This is a genomic window from Bradyrhizobium sp. Tv2a-2 (assembly GCF_000472425.1).
GTDB lineage: Bacteria > Pseudomonadota > Alphaproteobacteria > Rhizobiales > Xanthobacteraceae > Bradyrhizobium.
This window is the reverse complement of the sequence record NZ_AXAI01000004.1, coordinates 26,825-45,041: the sequence shown is the minus strand read 5'-3', so window position 1 is coordinate 45,041 and position 18,217 is coordinate 26,825. Positions and strand designations below refer to the sequence as shown.

The following is an 18,217-nucleotide window of genomic DNA, read 5'->3' as shown; positions in this document are numbered from 1 at the left end:
AGCTGGAGGTCCGACTGACACCGACAGCCCCGTCGCGCTCATCGGTCTCGGAGCCGATCACTCTGCCTCCGCCATTTACGCTGGTGAGGCTGCGCGAAAGTCGTGACGCCTTCGCCCACGCCATGGATATAGCCGAAGAGAGCGGGGCAGGTACGCTGACCTATGTTGGCCGGTTTGACCTTGCCGAGTTCGCGGTCGTGCTTGAACCCGGCGAGCCCCTGCGCGCCGCGCGCCGCGCGTTCTACGCGGGAATGGTGGCACTCACGGACGCCTTGCGTGCCTATGCGCCGCCGAACAAGGAGATCGCGATCGACTGGCCGGACGCGATCCGTGTCGACGGGGGGCTGGTTGGCGGCGGGCGGCTTGGCTGGCCCTCGTCCGCGAAGGAAGATGAACCGCCGCGGTGGCTGGTGTTCGGCGCCATGATCCGGACAGTTGCGATGAACGACAGGGAAGCTGCTGTTTATCCGCTCGCCTCCGCGCTGGATCAGGAGGGCTTCGGTGAGACAGGCGCGGTTCAGGTGACCGAGAGCTTTACACGGCATCTGATGCGCGCTCTGGATACCTGGCAAGCCGACGAATTCGACAGGATCGCAAGCCAATTCCTGAACCGGCTGGTGCGCGAACGGAATACCTCGCATGTGATCGCGAACAACGGCGATCTCCTGGTGCACCGCATCGGGACAGACAGAACCGATCGGCGTGATTTGAGCAAAGGCCTGCTGTTGCCCTCCTGGCTCGATCCGAAGCTCGGAGGGCCGCGCCTGTGAAGCTCCTGCGCACCATCGCGCTCGATTCTTCCGATACTTTCGTTTTCGACGGGGCGGCCGCGTCCGGCGATTGGGCGGTATCTGGCGCATTCCGCTTTTGCGATCGCGATCCGACGAAGCTGAGCGGCAAGGATCGTTCGGCGTTCCGCAGCGGGTTTCTCGGCGTGCAGTCCTGGGGCTGGTCGACGCTGGTGCAAATTGTCCACGCGACCGAGGACGATCGCCGGACGTTGGTGGAGCTTCTTGCGAGGCAGCTGGTCGAACGGTTCGGTGCACCGGATCTTGCAACCGCCCACTTCGCCGCAGAAGAGGAAGTCGCCTTTGCGCAATCGCTCTGCGCGCATCCCGTCAGCGCGCTGATTGCGGTTCATCGCTCGGCGAGCGATGGCGAGGTCCGCGAGTCATTCCGCAGATTGCAATTGCGTGAGGGGCAGCCTCACGGCAAGGCGTTCTCGTTCATGCAAGTAGAGGATGACACCGCGCCCGAGGGCAATCTCAATCTTGCGAATATGAGCGAGGAGCCGCAGCGCCGATGAAGGATTTCTGGATCGCCTGCGGCTATCACTTGCTCGATCGCAATGCGAACGGCGCGCTTGTGGTCACGGATGAGTTTCTGAAGGCCTATTTCGCGCGTCCCGAACTGAAGCCGCCGGACGATGCATGCGCAGTGGAGCGGAGGCTGCGCCAGGAACTGCTGGCTTATCCGCGTCGGATAGTTGGGGCAGAGGAGGTTGTTGCGATCGCCGACCCAGACGCACGGGAGAATTGGCAATTCGTGCTGGCATTTCGGAAGATCTTGCTGCGCGAGCCTACGGTGGAAGCGGCATATCTTGCATTAATTCGTTCAGGATGTATCGAGTTGCCTCCGCTGTTTTTGAAGCAGCTCGCTCACGTGATCCTGCGAAACGCGCTCGACGGATGCGAAGATCCGTTCGTGGTGCGCGCGGCTGAACTGTTTTTCCGGCCGCAGCGTATCGTGACGCACGAAAATTCGCTGCTCTTGGGCGACGAGGAAGTCGTTGGCGGGCCAAACCCGGCGCCTGTGCTGCCGCTGATGTCCATGTTGGTGGCGGTGACTGACGCCGAGGTCGAGGTTCTCAGCGAGGAGAATGCCGAAAGCTACTGGCAGCGCAGCGATCGGTTCGATCTCGCGCTCGATTTCACCGGCGGAACACGCGGTCCGGCTGCGCTGGCGGACGCGATGCGGCGCTGGATTTCCCATTTGCTCGGAGTTGACGTTACGATCGAGCCGCTCACCGCCCTGCGCGACGCCACGCTCACCTGGTATGTTGGGCTCGATGCTGAAGCCAGCGGGATAGGCGACCGGCTTTGGCATGGAGAAGCGCTGGATGACCGCACGGCAAGCCGTGTGCTGGCGCTTTTTCGGCTCACCTTTCCCGATGTCGGCTTAGTCATTGATGCCGTCGGGCACGAGCCGGTCTATTTGATCCTTGCAATGAGCTCCGAGCGGCTTTTGCGCATGAAACCGCAGAATCTGTTGACGGGGCTGCCGATCAAACACCTGGAGGCTGCAACGTGAACCCGGGCGTCCTGCCGTTGTTGCGCATTCCGGTCGGCATCGTAGTCGAGCGGCGAAGAGCGGATTCGCCGTGGATCGAATTTGTCTGGCGCGGCATCGGGGTGTTGCCGGACGGGCCGGAAATGACGCCGTGGACTATCATACGGGAGCAGGAGGGAACGACGCTCTTCTATGCCGGCAGCGCGACGGTCGATCTCTATCGGTCGGAAACGGCGCGCTACCGTGACAATCTTGCCACCGGTGCTCCCAGTGTCTGGATCGTCTTGGCTCCTTCCGAAGGCGCCTGGCCCTACGTTGTTTTGGCCGTCACCGCGGACCCCGCGGAAGGGGAGGCATTCACGGAAGCCGGTGCCAATCTGGTCGAAGCGGTACCGATGCCTGAGGTGCTGTGTCAGGCGATTGAAAATTTCGTCGCCGAGCACCATGTCGAGACTGAGTTCGTCAAGCGCGAGCGGCGCCGCGCCGATCCAGAGGCGCTCGCGCGACGTCACCACGACGGTGGGCACGAATGAGCGACGAGCAATTCCTGGCGCGCTGGTCGCGCCGCAAGCAAGAGGCGAAGGCCGATCACGCTGAGCCAGTACCTGACGAAGCTGCCGAGGCAGTTAGGCCGGCGCCCTTCGATCGTGGCGAGGCAGAGCCAGGTCCCCCGGAGACCGATCTTTCGAACTTGCCGCCCATTGAAGCGATTGACGCTGTCACCGACGTCACGGCTTTCCTCGGCAAAGGTATTCCGCTGGAGTTGAGCCGCGCCGCGCTTCGTCGCGCCTGGAGGACCGACCCCGCCATCCGCGATTTCGTGGGGTTGGCAGAGAACGCCTGGGACTTTAATGACCCGAATGCCATGCCTGGCTTCGGTCCGCTGGACTACTCGGTCGAGCAGGTTGACGCACTCGTCCGCCGCTTCGTCGGAGATGTGGTGGAGATCGCCGAGAGCCACCCCAAGCCGCTCGCAGCGGCCGCCGAGGAAAGTGGGCGATCCGCAGATGCGGAGGCTGGTTCCGCGCAATCATCAAATCCGGTGAAGACGACGGAACCTCGGCCACTCGACGAGTCCGCAGACGCGGAATTGTCGGCAGTTTCTGCTGCACTGCAATCCCCGGCTGCGAATGAAGGAGCTCCGCTTCCGCACCGCACTCACGGCGGCGCGTTGCCTCGGTAGACTGCGACAAAATACATAGCTTTAGGCTATGCTAGTTGATTGACCGCTCCGCGACATGCGCCGTAGTCTTCTGGCGCGCAGAAGCAATCAAGCGCTTGGCCCCTGGGATGGGAGGTCGGCGTGCGCGATGCAGGCCTTGAACGTGCCATTGATGCGGCGGGCGGCGTTGCCCGGCTTGCCCGGAAAATGGGTATTGCCCAGCCCTCAGTGTCGAACTGGAACAGGGTGCCCGCTCAGCGCGTGATAGCGGTCGAAAGCGCAACTGGCGTGTCGCGCCGGGTGCTTCGTCCCGATCTCTATAGCGAGCCTGCCGTGACGGACGACGCGATTGATCCGATCGATGCCGGACGCGCGCAGGAATACGCGCTGCTTGCGACCTTGCTCTCCTCCGCGCCGTCAGCCGCATTGCTTCAGCAGATCGCACAGCTAAACATCGATGCAACGCCACTTGGCCGCGCCCATGCAACGCTTGCAGAGGCTGCGTCGGTAGCGGTCGCAACCAAGGTCGAGCGCGAGTACTTCGATCTGTTCATCGGTCTCGGCCGCGGCGAGTTGCTGCCTTACGCATCCTATTACCTGACGGGTTTTCTCAACGAACGCCCGTTGTCGCGCCTGCGCGACGATCTTGCCACGCTCGGCATCGAGCGGGTGGAGGGTAATCTTGAGTCCGAGGATCATGCGGCGACGCTATGCGAGATCATGGCGGACCTTGCGGCGGCGCGCTTCCCGGCGACACCGGAGGCACAACGAGCCTTTTTCGAGAAGCACGTGTCCCGCTGGATGGGACGTTTGTTCGCCGACATGGAGAGGGCGGAAAACGCCAAATTCTACCGGTCGGTCGGAACACTTGGACGAGTTTTTCTGGAAGTAGAGACCGAGGCTTTCACATTCGCCAACTGACCGCACTGCTGGATCAGGAGAGATGCGATGAGGGACGAGAAGAAATCGACAGTCGGCCGCCGCGACTTCCTTCGCAAGGTCGGCTTCGGCACGGTCGGCGCCGGAGCGACGTTGGCAACACCCCTGATGGCCCCGGCGCAGGCAGACAGCGAGACCGACCAAGAGAAACGCAAGGCGCGCTACAAGGAAACTGAGCACGTCAAAACCTATTACCGAGTCAATCGATATCCTTCCTGAAGGAGACGGCTGTGCTGATCAAGAGAACACAACAGCGCTCTGAAACCGCTTCACGCGGATCAATCGCTGCAGCCCTGGTCGGTCAAGGCAACAGCCTCGACCGCCGCACCTTCCTGCGCCGATCCGGTCTTGCCGGTGGCGCTCTGGCCGCTCTGGGCACGCTGTCCGTCGGCAGCGTCCGCAAGGCCGAAGCTGCCGCGGCCGGACCGTTGACCTCGGGTGCCGCCACTCGCAAGAGTATCTGCACGCATTGCTCGGTTGGATGCACCGTGACCGCGGAGGTGTTGAACGGGGTATGGATCGGTCAGGAGCCGAGCTGGGATTCTCCGATCAATCGCGGATCGCATTGCGCCAAGGGCGCTTCGGTGCGCGAGCTCGTGCATAGCGAGCGGCGATTGCGCTATCCCATGAAGCTCGTTGGCGGCCAATGGACGCGCGTCTCTTGGGACACGGCTATCAACGAGATCGGCGACAAGATACTGCAAGTGCGCGAGAAGTCGGGTCCCGACTCCGTCTATTGGCTCGGCTCGGCTAAGATGACTAACGAAGGTTCCTATCTGTTCCGCAAGCTCGGCGCGTTCTGGGGCACAAACAATACCGACCATCAGGCGCGCATCTGCCATTCAACGACAGTCACGGGCGTAGCCAACACCTGGGGCTACGGCGCGATGACCAACAGCTTCAACGACATCCGCAATGCCAAAACTCAGATCATCATGGGCGGCAATCCGGCCGAGGCGCATCCGGTATCGTTGCAGCATTTGCTTGAAGGCAAGGAGCTTCAAAATGCCAACTTCGTCGTCATCGATCCACGCCTGACGCGCACCGCCGCCCATGCGACTGAATATGTGCGCATGCGGCCGGGCACCGACATCCCTGTGCTCTACGGCATGATGTGGCACATCCTCCAGAATGGCTGGGAGGACAAGGAGTTCATCAGGCAGCGCGTCTACGGTTTCGATGATCTGCGAAAAGAAGCGGAGAAGTGGAATCCGGAAGAAGTCGAACGCGTCAGCGGCGTTCCTGGCGAGCAGCTCAAGCGCGTCGCCAAGCTGCTTGCCACTGAGAAGCCGGCAACGCTGATATGGGCCATGGGCCAGACCCAGAAGACCGTCGGGACTGCTAACGTACGGGCGAGCTGCATCGCACTGTTGATGACCGGCAATGTCGGCGCTCCCGGCACTGGTGCGAATATCTTCCGCGGCCATGACAATGTACAGGGAGCGACCGACGTCGGGCTCGATATCGTCACGCTTCCGTTCTATTACGGCCTGGCCGAGGGCGCTTGGAAGCATTGGTCTCGGGTATGGGAAGTCGACTACGACTTTCTGAAGTCGCGCTTCGACTCCAAGCAGATCATGGAAACGCCCGGCATCCCGCTCACCCGCTGGTTTGAGGCGGTGATACTGCCGAAAGATCAGGTTGCGCAAAAAGACAATGTACGGGCGGTGTTCGTACAGGGACACGCCAGCAACAGCATCACGCGCGTTCCTGAATCCCTCAAGGGTCTGAAGGCGCTCGAGCTGCTGGTTGTTGCCGACCCTCATCCGACCACATGGGCTTCGCTGGCGGTAGAGGCAGGGCGCACGGATAACCTCTACCTCCTTCCGGTTGCTACGCAATTCGAGTGCAAGGGGTCGCGCGTTGCCTCGAACCGCTCGTTGCAGTGGGGCGAGCAGATTGTGAAACCCGTATTCGAATCGAAGGATGACCTAGAGGTCACGTACCTAATGGCGAAGAAGCTCGGCTTTGCCGACAAGATGTTCAAGAACATCAAGGTCGAGAACAACCTTCCCGAGGCTGAGGATATCCTGCGCGAGATGAATCGCGGCAGCTGGTTGACCGGTTACTGCGGCCAGTCACCCGAGCGTCTCAAGGCGCATATGAAGAACCAGGCCAAGTTCGACTTTCTGACCATGCGCGCGCCCAAGGACGATCCGGAAGTCGGCGGCGACTATTACGGCCTGCCTTGGCCATGCTGGGGCTCGCCGGAAGTCAAGCATCCCGGCACTCCGCTGCTCTACAATACCAACCTTCATGTGATGGATGGCGGTGGCACGTTCCGGCCCCGCTTCGGCCTTGAGCGCGAGGAGAAGCTGCCCGATGGCACGACGCGGAAGGTCAGTCTGCTGGCGGATGGATCTTATTCCAAGGGCTCGGCGATCCAGGATGGCTATCCGGAGTTCACGCTGGCGATCCTGAAGAAGCTCGGCTGGGATAAAGATCTGACCGCGGGCGAAATGGCCACCATCAACACGGTCAATCCGGCCAACCCTGATGCGGTGTCATGGGCGCTTGACCTGTCGGGCGGCATTCAGCGCGTTGCGCTGATGCACGGCTGTGTGCCTTACGGGAACGGGAAGGCACGCATGAACGCGTTCGGCCTGCCGGATCCCATTCCGGTCCACCGCGAACCGATTTATACGCCGCGCGTGGATCTGGTTGCGAAATATCCGACGATGCCTGACGCAAAACAGTTCCGAATGCCCAATATCGGCTTCTCTGTGCAGAAGGCGGCGGTGGAGAAAGGGATCGCCAAGCAATTCCCACTCATCCTCTCCTCCGGTCGGCTCGTCGAGTACGAGGGCGGCGGGGAGGAGACGCGCACCAATCCTTGGCTCGCCGAGCTCCAGCAGGACATGTTCATCGAGATCAGCCCGGCTGATGCCGCCGATCGCGGCATCAAGGACGGCGGCTGGGTCTGGGTCACCGGCGCAGAAAACAATTCGCGCGCCAGGATGAAGGCGCTCGTTACCGAGCGTGTCGGCAAGGGTGTTGCCTGGATGCCCTTCCACTTTGGCGGCTGGTTCGCAGGCAAGGATCTTCGTGGCAATTATCCGAAGGGCACTGATCCGATCGTGCTCGGCGAAAGCGCCAACACGATCACCACCTACGGATACGATCCGGCGACCGGCATGCAGGAGCCCAAAGTCACTCTCTGCCAAATCGCGGCAGCATAAGGAGCAACGACTATGGCACGTATGAAATTCCTCTGCGACGCCGACCGTTGCATCGAGTGCAATGCCTGCGTCACTGCCTGCAAGAACGAGCACGAGGTGCCCTGGGGTATCAACCGGCGTCGCGTTGTTACCATCGATGACGGCAAACCCGGCGAACGGTCGGTCTCGATGGCCTGCATGCATTGCACCGATGCGCCCTGCGCCGCGGTTTGTCCGGTGAACTGCATCTACACGACGGCTGACGGCGTCGTGCTTCACTCCAAGGACCTCTGCATTGGGTGCGGCTATTGCTTCTACGCTTGCCCGTTCGGCGCGCCGCAATATCCACAGGTCGGCAACTTCGGCTCGCGCGGCAAGATGGATAAGTGCACATTTTGCGCCGGCGGGCCCGAGGCCGACGGCAGCAGGGAGGAATACGAGAAATATGGAGCGAACCGTCTCGCAGAGGGCAAATTGCCGCTGTGCGCCGAGATGTGTTCAACCAAGTCGTTGCTCGCCGGCGATGGCGAAATAATCGCCCAGATTTACAAGGAGCGCGTCATGAAGCGTGGCTACGGCTCCGGCGCCTGGGGCTGGAAAACCGCCTATCGCGAGACCATCGAGTCCTGAGGGCGATGGGACTTTCGAGGCGTGCAACTATCAGGAGGAAGCTCATGGCGTCTTTTGCTCGATCGATTCGCCTGATTGCCGGCGCGTGGGCATTGCTGTTGATATTGACGGCGTCAGCGCCATCCATCGCCCAACAAAGCCAGATCAACCCGACGGCGAGTTCAGTGAGAGAGCGGCAGCTCCTGCAAGAGTTCGACCGAATCCAGGGGCGTGTCAGCATTCCCGATCAGCGCTCAAGTGTTCTCATCCAACCCGCTGGCCGCGAGTGGCGTGAATTCCGAACCGTGGCTTTGCGCTGGGTCGGCGGAATCGCGATCCTCGGCATGCTCGCGGTGCTCGTGATCTTCTATCTCCGTCGTGGCATGGTTCGGCTCGAGGCCGGGCGTTCGGGCCGGACTATCGTGCGTTTCACGACCTTTGAGCGCTTCGTGCACTGGATGACGGCAACCTGCTTCATCGTTTTGGCGATTTCCGGATTGAACATCACCTTTGGCCGTCCGTTGCTGCTACCGTTGATCGGTCACGAGGCGTTTTCCGAATGGTCGCAGTGGGCGAAGTATGCGCATAACTATCTGAGCTTCCCGTTCACCATCGGAGTCGTGCTGATCTTCTTGATGTGGATTGCGGGGAATATCCCCAACAAGGTAGATGTCGATTGGGTCAAGCGCGGTGGTGGTATCGTGGGTCGCGATCATCCGCCGGCCTACCGCTTTAATGCCGGTCAGAAGGCGATCTATTGGATCGTGGTCATCGGCGGAGGCCTGGTGGCGGCCACCGGATATGAGCTGATGTTCCCCTTCTATCTGTCGGGCATCGAAGGGATGCAGTTCGCACAAATGGTCCACGCAACCGTGGCGTTGCTGTTCATGGCGGTGATGCTCGCGCACATCTATATCGGCACGATCGGCATGGAAGGTGCGTTCGAAGCGATGGGGAGCGGCACCGTCGACGTCAATTGGGCCAGGGAGCACCATAGTCTCTGGCTCGAAGAGGAGAATGCCCGTGCTGAAGCCAATGCGCGGCCTCGGCCGGCGGTCACTGCGGCGGAGTAGGAATCACGCGATCCATAACGTGCATGGGCTTTGGTCAGAGCCGCACACCCGTCGTCGCAAACGCTTGTTGGACGGGCTCCTGGACCTGGTTAAGGACGACAAAGCCTGCGACTGCAATTATGATTGCGGCTGTGCAGGCGAGCACGAAAGCTTTCATGGCGAGACTCCGCAGGAGATCGGCGGGCAGTTTATATGAGAGAGCGAACTGCGGACAACTGAATCAGCGCGCGCCAAAATTCACTTCGTTGGACAATCGTCGCGTTGTCCTGCGGTTGGAGGCGAGCGGTTCTGTACCTGTCGGAAACCTGATCCGGCTGGTACGCGAGAGCAGTGTGTACCGAAAACTTAAACCTGGGCGTAGCGGCGATGGAGTCCGCCGAGGATGGGGAACGATTTGATGCTCCCGGTCCGCTGAACCGGGGCGGGGACCGGCGGTGTGTGCCGAAAACGTCATCCGTATTGATGCCGTGATGGAATCGCCTAAGCTGGCGGAATGATCGGGCTGTTCTGTTTCGTGCTGGCCGTCCTGGCCTCACCATTCAAGTCGAGGTTGCGGCTCGAAGCCGAGAACGCGGCGCTTCGACATCAGCTGATCATCTTGAAGCGCAGGCTGCATGGTCGCGTCCGGCTCACGAATCATGATCGCTGGTTCTTTATCCAGCTGTATCGCTGGTTTCCATCAATCCTGCAGGTTCTCACAATTATCCGGCCCGAGACGCTTGTGCGCTGGCATCGGGCCGGCTTTCGGCGCTACTGGCATTGGAAATCGCGTCGACGGGGAGGGCGGCCGCCAGTCGAAACGGAACTATGTGCGCTGATCCGGCGGATGAGCGTCGAAAACCCGCTCTGGGGCGCGCCGCGCAATCCACAGCGAACTGCTCAAGCTGGGGTCTGAGGTCGCGCAGTCGAGCGTCGCCAAGTACATGGTCAAACGGCGAGGGTCACCCAGCCAGGGATGGCGGACCTTCTTGCGCAACCACGCGCCGGAGGTTGCCGCCATGGACTTCTGCATCGTCCCGACGATCGGTTTCTGACCTGCTCTAAGCCTTCATCGTCGTCCGGCTAGACCGCAGAGACCTCATCTGGATCAACATCACGAAAAATCCGACGGCGGAATGGGTTGCGCGTCAGATCACGGAGGCATTTCCCTGGGATGAGGCTCCCGGCTACATGATCCGAGACCGCGATCGCATTTATGGCGGCAACGTCACTCGTCGATTGCGTGCCATGGGCATTCGGGACACGCCTACCGCGCCAGCATCACCTTGGCAAAATGGCTTTGCCGAACGGTTGATCGGATCGATCCGGCGGGAATGTGTGGACCACCTCATTGTATTGGACGAGGCACATCTAAGCGGGATTCTGCGATCCTATGCCCGCTATTACAACAATATCAGAGCGCATCGGTCGTTGGATGAGGATGCGCCGGTCTCTCGTCCGGTTCGACGAATAGGAAGCATCAAATCACGCGCCATCCTTGGCGGACTTCACCACCACTACCTCCGTGTTTAAGTTTTCGGCACACACAACTCCGCGAAGGCGGCTTCTTCATTTGGAAACGGCTGTCAACCTATTGATAACATTGCAGAGCATTTTTCACCTTTTTTCCAAATGCGGGTTGAAATCGTTCAATAATCAAACTGATTTTGATTCCGCCATTCGGAGGTTCGATCCCTCCCGCCCCAGCCAACGGTGCATCGCAATATGTCGCCGTGTGCCTCGTCGGCTGTGGGTCATTGCGTCGGTTTGACTGCACGGTGGCCATGTCCGGTTTACCCGCTGAATGCGGACATGGGCACATAGGTCGAATTTTGTCGGTGTGGGCCATTTCCGGACTCATGCATTGCAGCTAAGTCATTCGATCAGCTGGTCGGCGCGCGCGAGGAAGGACTCTGAGATCGTCAGGTCGATCGCCTTGGCGGTCTTGAGGTTGATCACCAGCGAGAATTTGGTCGGCTGCTGGATGGCAAGATCTGTAGGCTTAGCACCCTTCAAAATGCTATCGACGTAGTTCGCGGCACGCCTCTGGAGATCAGGGTAATTTGCGTCATAGGCCATCAGGCCACCGGCATCAGTGACTTGGATTGAAAAAGGATGCATTGACGGCAGTCTATGGCGGATCGCGAGCTCGTTCACTCGTTCGCGCTGTGCAACGAATATGCTCTCGGCCGTCGTGAGGAGGCCGTCAGCGTGCGCCGCGGCTCCTGCGTCGAACGCGGCCGGAAGATCATCCGCAGTCCTAATGTCCTGGATTTGCAGCGTCACGCCCAGTGAAGGGGCCGCCTTGTTCAAAGCTTTCACCTGGAGCGGCGCGATCGGGTCGACGAGGTACGTCAGCACAAGCACCCGCGAGATGCTGGGAACGCCCTCCTTCAGCAGTTCAAGGCGCTTGACCGCAAGCTCAGGGACCATCAAGGACATGCCGGTGACATTTCCCCCAGGTCGCGCAAGGCTATCTACGAGCCCCGTTCCCACGGGGTCGCCGAGTGCAATCATGACGATCGGGATCGTGCGGGTTGCATTCTTCGCGGCCTGAGCGGCCGGGGTGGTGCTTAAGGCAATGATATCCGCCTTCAGGCGCAGACATTCTTCGGCGAGGGCTGAAAATCTCTCGCCCTGGCCGCCTGCGGAAAGGTAGTCGATAGTAATTGTCTCTCCGTTCACGTAACCGAGGTCACGCAGAGCCTGGAAGAAGGCATCAAATCTCGTCGACTGCAACGTACCAGGATCAAACGTAAGAAAGCAAAGCCGCGGGGTATTCTTGGACTGCTGCGCGTGTGCCGCGAGTGGCCATACAGCCATGCCGCCAACCATCGCTATAAATTCTCGGCGTCTCATAGGCCGTTTCCCCGATGCCGATGATGTGACAATTACCACATAAAACCCGAGCCGTCGTGCATGACAGCGGGATCGAGTGACTTCCGTTTAGGGTCAGACGCGGAAGAACTCAAGTAGAGCATATAAAGTCCGCTTCACCCCCAAAAGCGGACATCTAGCGGACATGCCGGGTCAGCCGCTTGGGGCCAGACGTGGACTTCGTCTTACGACTGAAGCGGCGGCTACGCTGGCGAATGATATGGTCCGCCCGACCAACTGCCGGTGCTAGTCCGTCGGCTCAAGCAAGTCGTCCAGATTGTCGACCACAGCCCGAATCACATCGGCGCGGCTGACCATGCCAACCATCACGCCGTCACGCAGGATAAGGACGCGCTTGATCCCATGTTTCAGCATCAGATCAGCCAACTCCGCAAGCGAGGCTTCCTCATCAGCGGAGACGATGGCCGTGCTCATAATTTCCCGGACGTGTCGCTGGTTGAGGCGGATTTCGGCGAGGAACTCCGGGGCGAGTTTCTCACCTTCCGCCAGCATACGTAGCCATTGCGCTCGCTTACTTTGAAACTGCGCGCCGAAATGGCGCATCACGTCGCCTTCGCTGACCAATCCAAGTGGCCGGTTATCGGGGGCAACTACCGGGACGGCGCTGACGTGATGGATCAACATGCGGCGGGCGGTCTCGGCTACGGTGGTCTCAGGCGGCACGGTAACTATATCCGTTGTCATCACCGACTTAGCGGGGATCGTCATGTGTACGGCTCCAACTGGAAGAGCATGCACGATAGCGGACCGCCCGCTGTGCTTATTGATGTGCCGCAATGCAATGCGAATTGACCAGTAATCTGATGGGCCTCACGAACTCGGAGGCGCGCCGCTGATTGCGCTCGATATGCCGTCCGCTAGAGCGCTGTCGTGACCGTCAAAGATTGATGAAGCGTCTTGTAGTGATCGATAAGTTCGATCTCGCGATCCAGCTCCTGGCCGATCTCCATCGTCGGCAGATTTCGCTCTCGCTCATCGATGTCTGCCTTCAGACCCGCGACGTCGAATTCCTCGATCCGATCGGCGGCGTTCGCTAGAACCGTGAGTTCCTCGTTTGAATACTCTGCGACGCCCCCCATGACGACGAACTTCTCGTCCTGGCCATCGGAAATAACTCTGACGATTCCGGGACGCAAGATCGTCACAATTGGCGCGTGTCCGGCAAGCACGCCCATGTCGCCTTCGGCGCCGGGGAGGTCGACCTGCTCGACCTCGCCGACAAAGACAAGAGCGTCAGGACGAACCAACGATAGCAGAAAGCGCGGCATCGATACCTTTTCTCTTTTTAGCTTGGAGACCGATCTAGGCCCCCCTTGGCGCTGGCCTTCTCGCTGGAGCCGTCAACGCGCAGAGTGGTAAACGTCACGTAGGACGTTCGTCTCAAGCTCCAGATCCTCCAGTCGATGCTTGACTACATCGCCGATGCTGACGATACCGACCAGCTTGTCGCCGCGTAATACCGGCATGTGGCGCACGCGATGGTGCGTCATCAGGTTCATCACGCGATTGACACTCTCGTCCGGGGACACGGTATAAACACCGCGCTGCATGATTTCCTTCACAAGCAACGACCCGGTTGCCTCGCCATGGCGAGAAAGTGCATCAACGATTTCACGTTCGGAAATGAGACCAAGAACTGCGTTCCCACTCGTCACCACGAGGGCGCCAATATTCTTCGCGCGGAGCCAGTCTGCCGCCGTCTTGACGCTGGCCTCGGGAGCTATTGTTGTGACGTCGATCCCCTTCCGCCTCAGAATGCTTTCGATGGTCATAGCCTCCTCCCATCCTGTGGCCTAACCGCCTCTCGCGGAGCGACCAGTCTCGTATATAGCCGAAAACTTTACCGCTTCTCCCGATGGACGGAAGGAGTGAAGGCCCTGAGCGCCAGTCAATTGTGCGTCACCGGCGGCCAATTTCTGACTTACTTAAGGCACCCGGCCTCCGCAGCTCCTCTATCGCAGCGGCCTCCTGTCCCGCGGTTATCCACTGGCTCACCGCTGCGAGACAGCTTTACCGGCGTTGAATTTGCCATCTTCACCCCCGCTTTGGCACCGGTGGCCATGACTATCTCGCGCGCCGGTAACGCCGCTAAATGAATAGGCCCACGGTCGGGCTACATTGCTCTTGATTTGCATCAAGCTTCATCGATTGGCGCCCAATGTCCGCCTCGGGTCATCAGCGTCGGTTGCGCCGCTTTACCGGCATTTCCGCTCTACCCCCTCAAAGCTGACATTCGGATGATCGCCGGAGTTCGTTGGTGTGTAGGCGGACATCGAGCCGTACGGTTCGGCGCACCAACGCCGTCGCGTGCACGCATCACGCCCGCAATCTCTGCGCAGTTCAGTCGGGCAATCCCGCGAGGCGTAATGGCGTTATGAACGCGTCGAGGTCTTTCTGGTGGCGGTAATACAATCCCTGCGCCCAACGGCTTGCGCTCAAGTTGGGGTGGTGCCAGCATCTTCCCGACAGTCGCGCGTGCCTCGTCCTCACCGCCAAGGTTCCAGAGTGGCGCCCAACCAGTTTTACGACCGCGAGCACATGATGTTCAGCCCGTGGAATTGCTTGCCCGAGCATCGCCCCCTCGGTAGCATCAGTCGAATGCGGCTTGCCGTATATCTCGCTTCGTTGCAGGTGCGACGGAAGCTGAACATGGTCGGGGCGTGAGCGGGGATACAAAACCGGGGCAGTTCGATGGTCCTCGGCTTGCGGGGTCCTCGCCCGATGCCGACATGGCAAGCCTGGATGCCGAACGGCGACAGCTTACCGTGGTCTTTGTCGATCTTGTCGGATCGACGCCGCTGAGCGAACGGATCGATCCCGAAGAGTTTTTTGCGGTGATCCGAGGCTATCGGGATATCTGCGACGAGAAGATTCGCCAATATGGCGGCCACATCGCCAGGATGATCGGGGACGGGCTGCTGGCCTATTTCGGCGTACCACAGGCGCACGAGAACGATCCCGAGCGCGCGGTGCGCGCCTCACTGGCCATTGCCGCCGCCGTCAGGCAGCGGAAATTCCACCTCTCCGACGGCAGCTTCGTCCGGCTCAAGGTGCGAGTCGGTGTGAACACCGGGCTCGTCGTCGTCGGAAGCGTGCCCGGTGAGCCGGCTGACCGTCGTGAAGTCTTCGGCAGTTCGGCACATATCGCGGCCCGTTTGCAGGGCATCGCGGGCGACAACTGCGTTGTCATCGGCTCTGCGACCTACGAGCTGATCCGCGGAATGTTCAGTTGTTCCCCGCTCGGCCGGCGCCGGTTGAAGGGCGTCGAAGATCCGGTCGAGGCGTGGCGCGTTGACGCCGTTGCGCCGGGCGGAAGCAGGTTCGATAGAACGCGCACCTCGCCGCTCCCGGCGATGATCAATCGAGCCAGCGACTTGAAGATATTGTCCGAGCTGTGGCGGCAAAGTATCGCGAGGTCGGGACGTGTCGGCGCCATCTCCGGCGAACCCGGCATCGGCAAGTCCCGACTCATTCGTGAATTCCGCAGTTCTCTCGATAAGTCCACGATCAACGTTCTCTCCCTCCAGTGCTCACCATTCCACGTCAACACGCCGCTTGCTCCTGAAATCGAGCGGCTGAGGCGCGCAACGGGCATTCAGGAAGCCGACGATCCGACGCTTTCGATCGCGAAACTGCGATCGCTGCTGGCGAGAGCCATCATGGATGACGACCATACGCTTCGCTACTACGGGGCGCTTCTGTCCATACCGGCCCATCCGGGATACGATCCTGCAGATCTCGGTTCACCCTCCGAGCGCGAGCGTGCCTTCCAGGTGTTGACCGACGCCCTCGTCGCCGCCTCGCGCAAGAAGCCAATCCTGATGATCATCGAGGACGTCCAGTGGATCGATCCGACGAGCATCGAGCTGTTTTTTCGTATCGTCGCGCGCTGCGCCCGCGAGCGAGTTCTGATCCTCGTCACGCACCGCGATGATTACCGGGCGAACTGGCTGTCGGGACCGACAGTGCTGCACATGTCGCTACAAAAGCTGGCAGGAGCCGAATGCGAGCAGATGGTCGCTGCCGTCGCTGGCGCCGGATTCGTGCCGCGACGGGTCACGAGCCAGATCATCGAAAGGACCGATGGTGTGCCACTGTTCATCGAGGAAGTCACGCGGGCCGTAATGGATTCCGGGGCGGTCTCGGGCGCCGCCGACGGCAAGGTGTCGAAGGACGAATTGCCCGCCCCCCAGGTCCCGGTAACCATCCAGGATTCGCTCATGGAGCGACTGGACCGTCTCGGTGCTGCCAAGCGCGTGGCCCAGGTCGCCTCTGTGTTTGGTCGGCAGTTCGAGTATCGGGGCGTCGCCAGCGTGCTTTCCGAAAATGCCGAGTCACTGAAGCGCGCGCTTGAAGCTTTGGAGCGAGCCGGGATCGTCTATCGCATCAACAAATTCCAGCGCACACTCTTCGCGTTCAAGCACGCGATGATACAGGAAGCCGCCTATGGCTCCTTGCTCAAGGAGGAACGGCGCGAGCTCCATGCGCGAGCGGCCGCGTGGCTGGTTCAGCAGACCACTGTCGCGAGCAGCCAGCCTGCCGTGCTGGGCTATCATTACGCGCGCGCAGGCGATATTCCGCAAGCTGTCGACGCATGGCTGCAGGCCGGCAAGTCCGCGCTACGCCGATCGGCCACCAAGGAAGCGGTCGCTCATCTGCGCGAGGGCATTTCGCTGTTGCCAAAGCTGCCGCCTTCGCCACGGCGGTACGATGCCGAAATCGCCCTGCAGGCCAACCTCGCGATGGCCTACACGGCGAACGCGGGATGGTCGCATCCGAACGTTTATGGACCTTATCGCCGGGCACTCAAGCTCTGTCCGAACTACGGCACCATTCGCGAAAAGACCACGGTTCTCTGGGGCATCTCGATCGCCAAGATCGTGAATTGCGAACTCAGCAGGGCGCTCGAGCATGCGCAGAAGTTCGTGCAGCGAGCCCAGGAATGGCGCGATGAGGAGGCTACACTCATGGCGTATACCTCGGCCATGCTTGCCAATTTCTTTGTCGGCCGTCTGCGACAGGCAAGCGAATTCGCCGGCTTGATCCGGGCGCGGTACAATCCAAAAGAGCACGGCAAGCTGGTCCAGACATATCAACACGATCCGCTGGTCCTGGCGCTCATCTATTCCGGCCGCACCGAATGGCTGCTGGGGAGGCCAAACGAAACCAGAGAGTACAGCGAGGCTGCACGTCGGCTTGCCGGCGAGATCGGACACCCGTTCATGGTCGCCTTTGCCCACATCCTTGGCGTCAGCGATTACTGGTATGAAGGCGACTTTGCGTCCAACCTGGCCTCCGTCGAGCTGGGGATGAAGGTGGCCGCCGACTATGGCTATCCGATGTATCAGGTTCTCGGACCGCTATGGGCTGCCTCGGCACTGGCGGCGCGCGGCCCCGCGCCGGTCGTGCTCGAGACACTGTGCGGCCTTATTGCGAAACTGCCGCCGGAGAATCGATGCATTCAAATGCCGCTCTACAAGAGCGTGCTGGCGCAGGAATTCAACCGGATCGGGCAGAAGGACAGGGCGCTGGCGCTCGCCACTTCTGCCGAGGCCCTGGTCAGGCAAACCGGCGAACGGTGGCTGACACCGGAGATTTATCGGATTCACGGCGCCCTTCTCTGCAGCGGACCGGATCGCGACGACGACGCGGCCATCCACCTGTTCAGGCGCTCGCTCGCATCAGCAAGGAAGCTGGAGGCAGTCGGTTGGGAACTGCGGACCGCGATCAGCCTCGCTCGCCTGCTCATGGGCACAACCGGAAGCCGCCACAGATGGACCGAGGCACGAAACCTGCTCGCGCCGGTGCGAGCGCGATTTCCCGCCGGCGAAACCTCAGCAGATCTGCGCGAGGCCGATGAGCTGCTGCAACGGTTGAACTAGCGCGTGATCCGGAAAAGTGTGCAGCTGTTTTCTCTGACGACAACGCGTAACGTTTGCGCGGAGATCATGCGCAAAACAAGAATCTAAAGCGCGGCGCTGCATCGCGCAGGCGCGTTTGGTGTCCGCTGTGGCCTCCATGGCGGCGAAAAAGCAGACATCGCGGCTCGTCGCAGACATCTTGATCAGCAATGTGTCACTCAGGCATCTCCGATCTGGGCGGATTGTCTT

The 18,217-nt window shown here is 60.7% G+C and carries 17 protein-coding genes; 13 read left to right on the top strand and 4 right to left on the bottom strand.

Annotated features, from left to right (window positions below; translation table 11 throughout):
* The first annotated feature begins 62 nt into the window (after positions 1–62).
* The 12 genes from A3AI_RS0108810 (at position 63) to A3AI_RS50195 (ending at position 10,742) form a co-directional block, all read left to right on the top strand.
* Complete coding sequence (locus A3AI_RS0108810; protein WP_051382360.1) at positions 63–770, top strand: biotin/lipoate--protein ligase family protein; 708 nt, start codon at positions 63–65, stop codon at positions 768–770.
* Positions 767–1,306: a DUF6505 family protein gene (locus tag A3AI_RS0108805; RefSeq protein ID WP_024515237.1), complete on the top strand. Its 540-nt coding sequence runs from the start codon at positions 767–769 to the stop codon at positions 1,304–1,306. The genes A3AI_RS0108810 and A3AI_RS0108805 overlap by 4 nt, the downstream gene beginning before the upstream one ends.
* Positions 1,303–2,310 carry a DUF6352 family protein gene (locus A3AI_RS0108800; protein WP_024515236.1) on the top strand — a complete coding sequence of 336 codons (1,008 nt, stop codon included), beginning with the start codon at positions 1,303–1,305 and terminating at the stop codon, positions 2,308–2,310. The genes A3AI_RS0108805 and A3AI_RS0108800 overlap by 4 nt, the downstream gene beginning before the upstream one ends.
* Positions 2,307–2,822, top strand: coding sequence for a DUF3305 domain-containing protein (locus tag A3AI_RS0108795; protein ID WP_024515235.1), 516 nt, complete (start codon positions 2,307–2,309; stop codon positions 2,820–2,822). The genes A3AI_RS0108800 and A3AI_RS0108795 overlap by 4 nt, the downstream gene beginning before the upstream one ends.
* Entirely contained in the window at positions 2,819–3,472 is a 654-nt protein-coding gene (locus tag A3AI_RS0108790; RefSeq protein ID WP_024515234.1) for a DUF3306 domain-containing protein, read from the top strand. Before A3AI_RS0108795 ends, A3AI_RS0108790 begins: the two co-directional genes overlap by 4 nt.
* A 120-nt stretch (positions 3,473–3,592) precedes the next feature.
* Entirely contained in the window at positions 3,593–4,372 is a 780-nt protein-coding gene (locus tag A3AI_RS0108785; protein ID WP_024515233.1) for a molecular chaperone TorD family protein, read from the top strand.
* A gap of 27 nt (positions 4,373–4,399) precedes the next feature.
* The gene (locus A3AI_RS0108780) at positions 4,400–4,609 is read left to right on the top strand and encodes a twin-arginine translocation signal domain-containing protein (RefSeq protein ID WP_024515232.1); all 210 of its coding nucleotides are present in this window, start codon (positions 4,400–4,402) and stop codon (positions 4,607–4,609) included.
* A gap of 11 nt (positions 4,610–4,620) precedes the next feature.
* Entirely contained in the window at positions 4,621–7,569 is a 2,949-nt protein-coding gene (locus A3AI_RS0108775) for a formate dehydrogenase subunit alpha (protein WP_024515231.1), read from the top strand.
* Between the two features lie 12 nt (positions 7,570–7,581).
* Positions 7,582–8,178, top strand: a complete 597-nt coding sequence (gene fdh3B / locus A3AI_RS0108770) for a formate dehydrogenase FDH3 subunit beta (protein ID WP_024515230.1) — start codon at positions 7,582–7,584, stop codon at positions 8,176–8,178.
* 44 nt (positions 8,179–8,222) lie between these two features.
* On the top strand, positions 8,223–9,230 hold the full coding sequence (locus A3AI_RS0108765; RefSeq protein WP_024515229.1) for a formate dehydrogenase subunit gamma: 1,008 nt from the start codon (positions 8,223–8,225) through the stop codon (positions 9,228–9,230).
* A gap of 493 nt (positions 9,231–9,723) precedes the next feature.
* Positions 9,724–10,125: a hypothetical protein gene (locus A3AI_RS46095; protein WP_051382327.1), complete on the top strand. Its 402-nt coding sequence runs from the start codon at positions 9,724–9,726 to the stop codon at positions 10,123–10,125.
* Between the two features lie 275 nt (positions 10,126–10,400).
* On the top strand, positions 10,401–10,742 hold the full coding sequence (locus A3AI_RS50195; RefSeq protein ID WP_198030079.1) for an integrase core domain-containing protein: 342 nt from the start codon (positions 10,401–10,403) through the stop codon (positions 10,740–10,742).
* Positions 10,743–11,084: 342 nt separating this feature from the next.
* Here the strand turns inward: A3AI_RS50195 and A3AI_RS0108750 are convergent, their stop codons facing one another.
* From A3AI_RS0108750 to A3AI_RS0108735, 4 genes are all read right to left on the bottom strand, one after another.
* Positions 11,085–12,044 (bottom strand): ABC transporter substrate-binding protein, encoded by a 960-nt coding sequence (locus tag A3AI_RS0108750; RefSeq protein WP_198030078.1) that lies wholly within the window; start codon positions 12,042–12,044, stop codon positions 11,085–11,087.
* Positions 12,045–12,332: 288 nt separating this feature from the next.
* Positions 12,333–12,815: a CBS domain-containing protein gene (locus A3AI_RS0108745; protein ID WP_024515227.1), complete on the bottom strand. Its 483-nt coding sequence runs from the start codon at positions 12,813–12,815 to the stop codon at positions 12,333–12,335.
* 149 nt (positions 12,816–12,964) lie between these two features.
* Positions 12,965–13,375 (bottom strand): F0F1 ATP synthase subunit epsilon, encoded by a 411-nt coding sequence (locus tag A3AI_RS0108740; protein WP_024515226.1) that lies wholly within the window; start codon positions 13,373–13,375, stop codon positions 12,965–12,967.
* 72 nt (positions 13,376–13,447) lie between these two features.
* Positions 13,448–13,879: a CBS domain-containing protein gene (locus A3AI_RS0108735; protein ID WP_024515225.1), complete on the bottom strand. Its 432-nt coding sequence runs from the start codon at positions 13,877–13,879 to the stop codon at positions 13,448–13,450.
* A 957-nt stretch (positions 13,880–14,836) separates the two neighbouring features.
* Here A3AI_RS0108735 and A3AI_RS0108730 point away from each other — a divergent pair.
* Positions 14,837–17,989, top strand: coding sequence for an AAA family ATPase (locus A3AI_RS0108730; protein ID WP_156927693.1), 3,153 nt, complete (start codon positions 14,837–14,839; stop codon positions 17,987–17,989).
* Positions 17,990–18,217: the final 228 nt, after the last annotated feature.

What these genes read in the sequence shown, in the direction of transcription:
- A3AI_RS46095 (WP_051382327.1), top strand. Translation starts at nt 9,724, where the DNA reads ATGATCGGGCTGTTCTGTTTCGTGCTGGCCGTCCTGGCCTCACCATTC.
- A3AI_RS0108740 (WP_024515226.1), bottom strand. Translation starts at nt 13,375, where the DNA reads ATGCCGCGCTTTCTGCTATCGTTGGTTCGTCCTGACGCTCTTGTCTTT.
- A3AI_RS0108765 (WP_024515229.1), top strand. Translation starts at nt 8,223, where the DNA reads ATGGCGTCTTTTGCTCGATCGATTCGCCTGATTGCCGGCGCGTGGGCA.
- A3AI_RS0108790 (WP_024515234.1), top strand. Translation starts at nt 2,819, where the DNA reads ATGAGCGACGAGCAATTCCTGGCGCGCTGGTCGCGCCGCAAGCAAGAG.
- A3AI_RS0108745 (WP_024515227.1), bottom strand. Translation starts at nt 12,815, where the DNA reads ATGACGATCCCCGCTAAGTCGGTGATGACAACGGATATAGTTACCGTG.
- A3AI_RS0108800 (WP_024515236.1), top strand. Translation starts at nt 1,303, where the DNA reads ATGAAGGATTTCTGGATCGCCTGCGGCTATCACTTGCTCGATCGCAAT.
- A3AI_RS50195 (WP_198030079.1), top strand. Translation starts at nt 10,401, where the DNA reads ATGATCCGAGACCGCGATCGCATTTATGGCGGCAACGTCACTCGTCGA.
- A3AI_RS0108735 (WP_024515225.1), bottom strand. Translation starts at nt 13,879, where the DNA reads ATGACCATCGAAAGCATTCTGAGGCGGAAGGGGATCGACGTCACAACA.
- A3AI_RS0108730 (WP_156927693.1), top strand. Translation starts at nt 14,837, where the DNA reads ATGGCAAGCCTGGATGCCGAACGGCGACAGCTTACCGTGGTCTTTGTC.
- A3AI_RS0108750 (WP_198030078.1), bottom strand. Translation starts at nt 12,044, where the DNA reads ATGGTTGGCGGCATGGCTGTATGGCCACTCGCGGCACACGCGCAGCAG.
- fdh3B (WP_024515230.1), top strand. Translation starts at nt 7,582, where the DNA reads ATGGCACGTATGAAATTCCTCTGCGACGCCGACCGTTGCATCGAGTGC.
- A3AI_RS0108780 (WP_024515232.1), top strand. Translation starts at nt 4,400, where the DNA reads ATGAGGGACGAGAAGAAATCGACAGTCGGCCGCCGCGACTTCCTTCGC.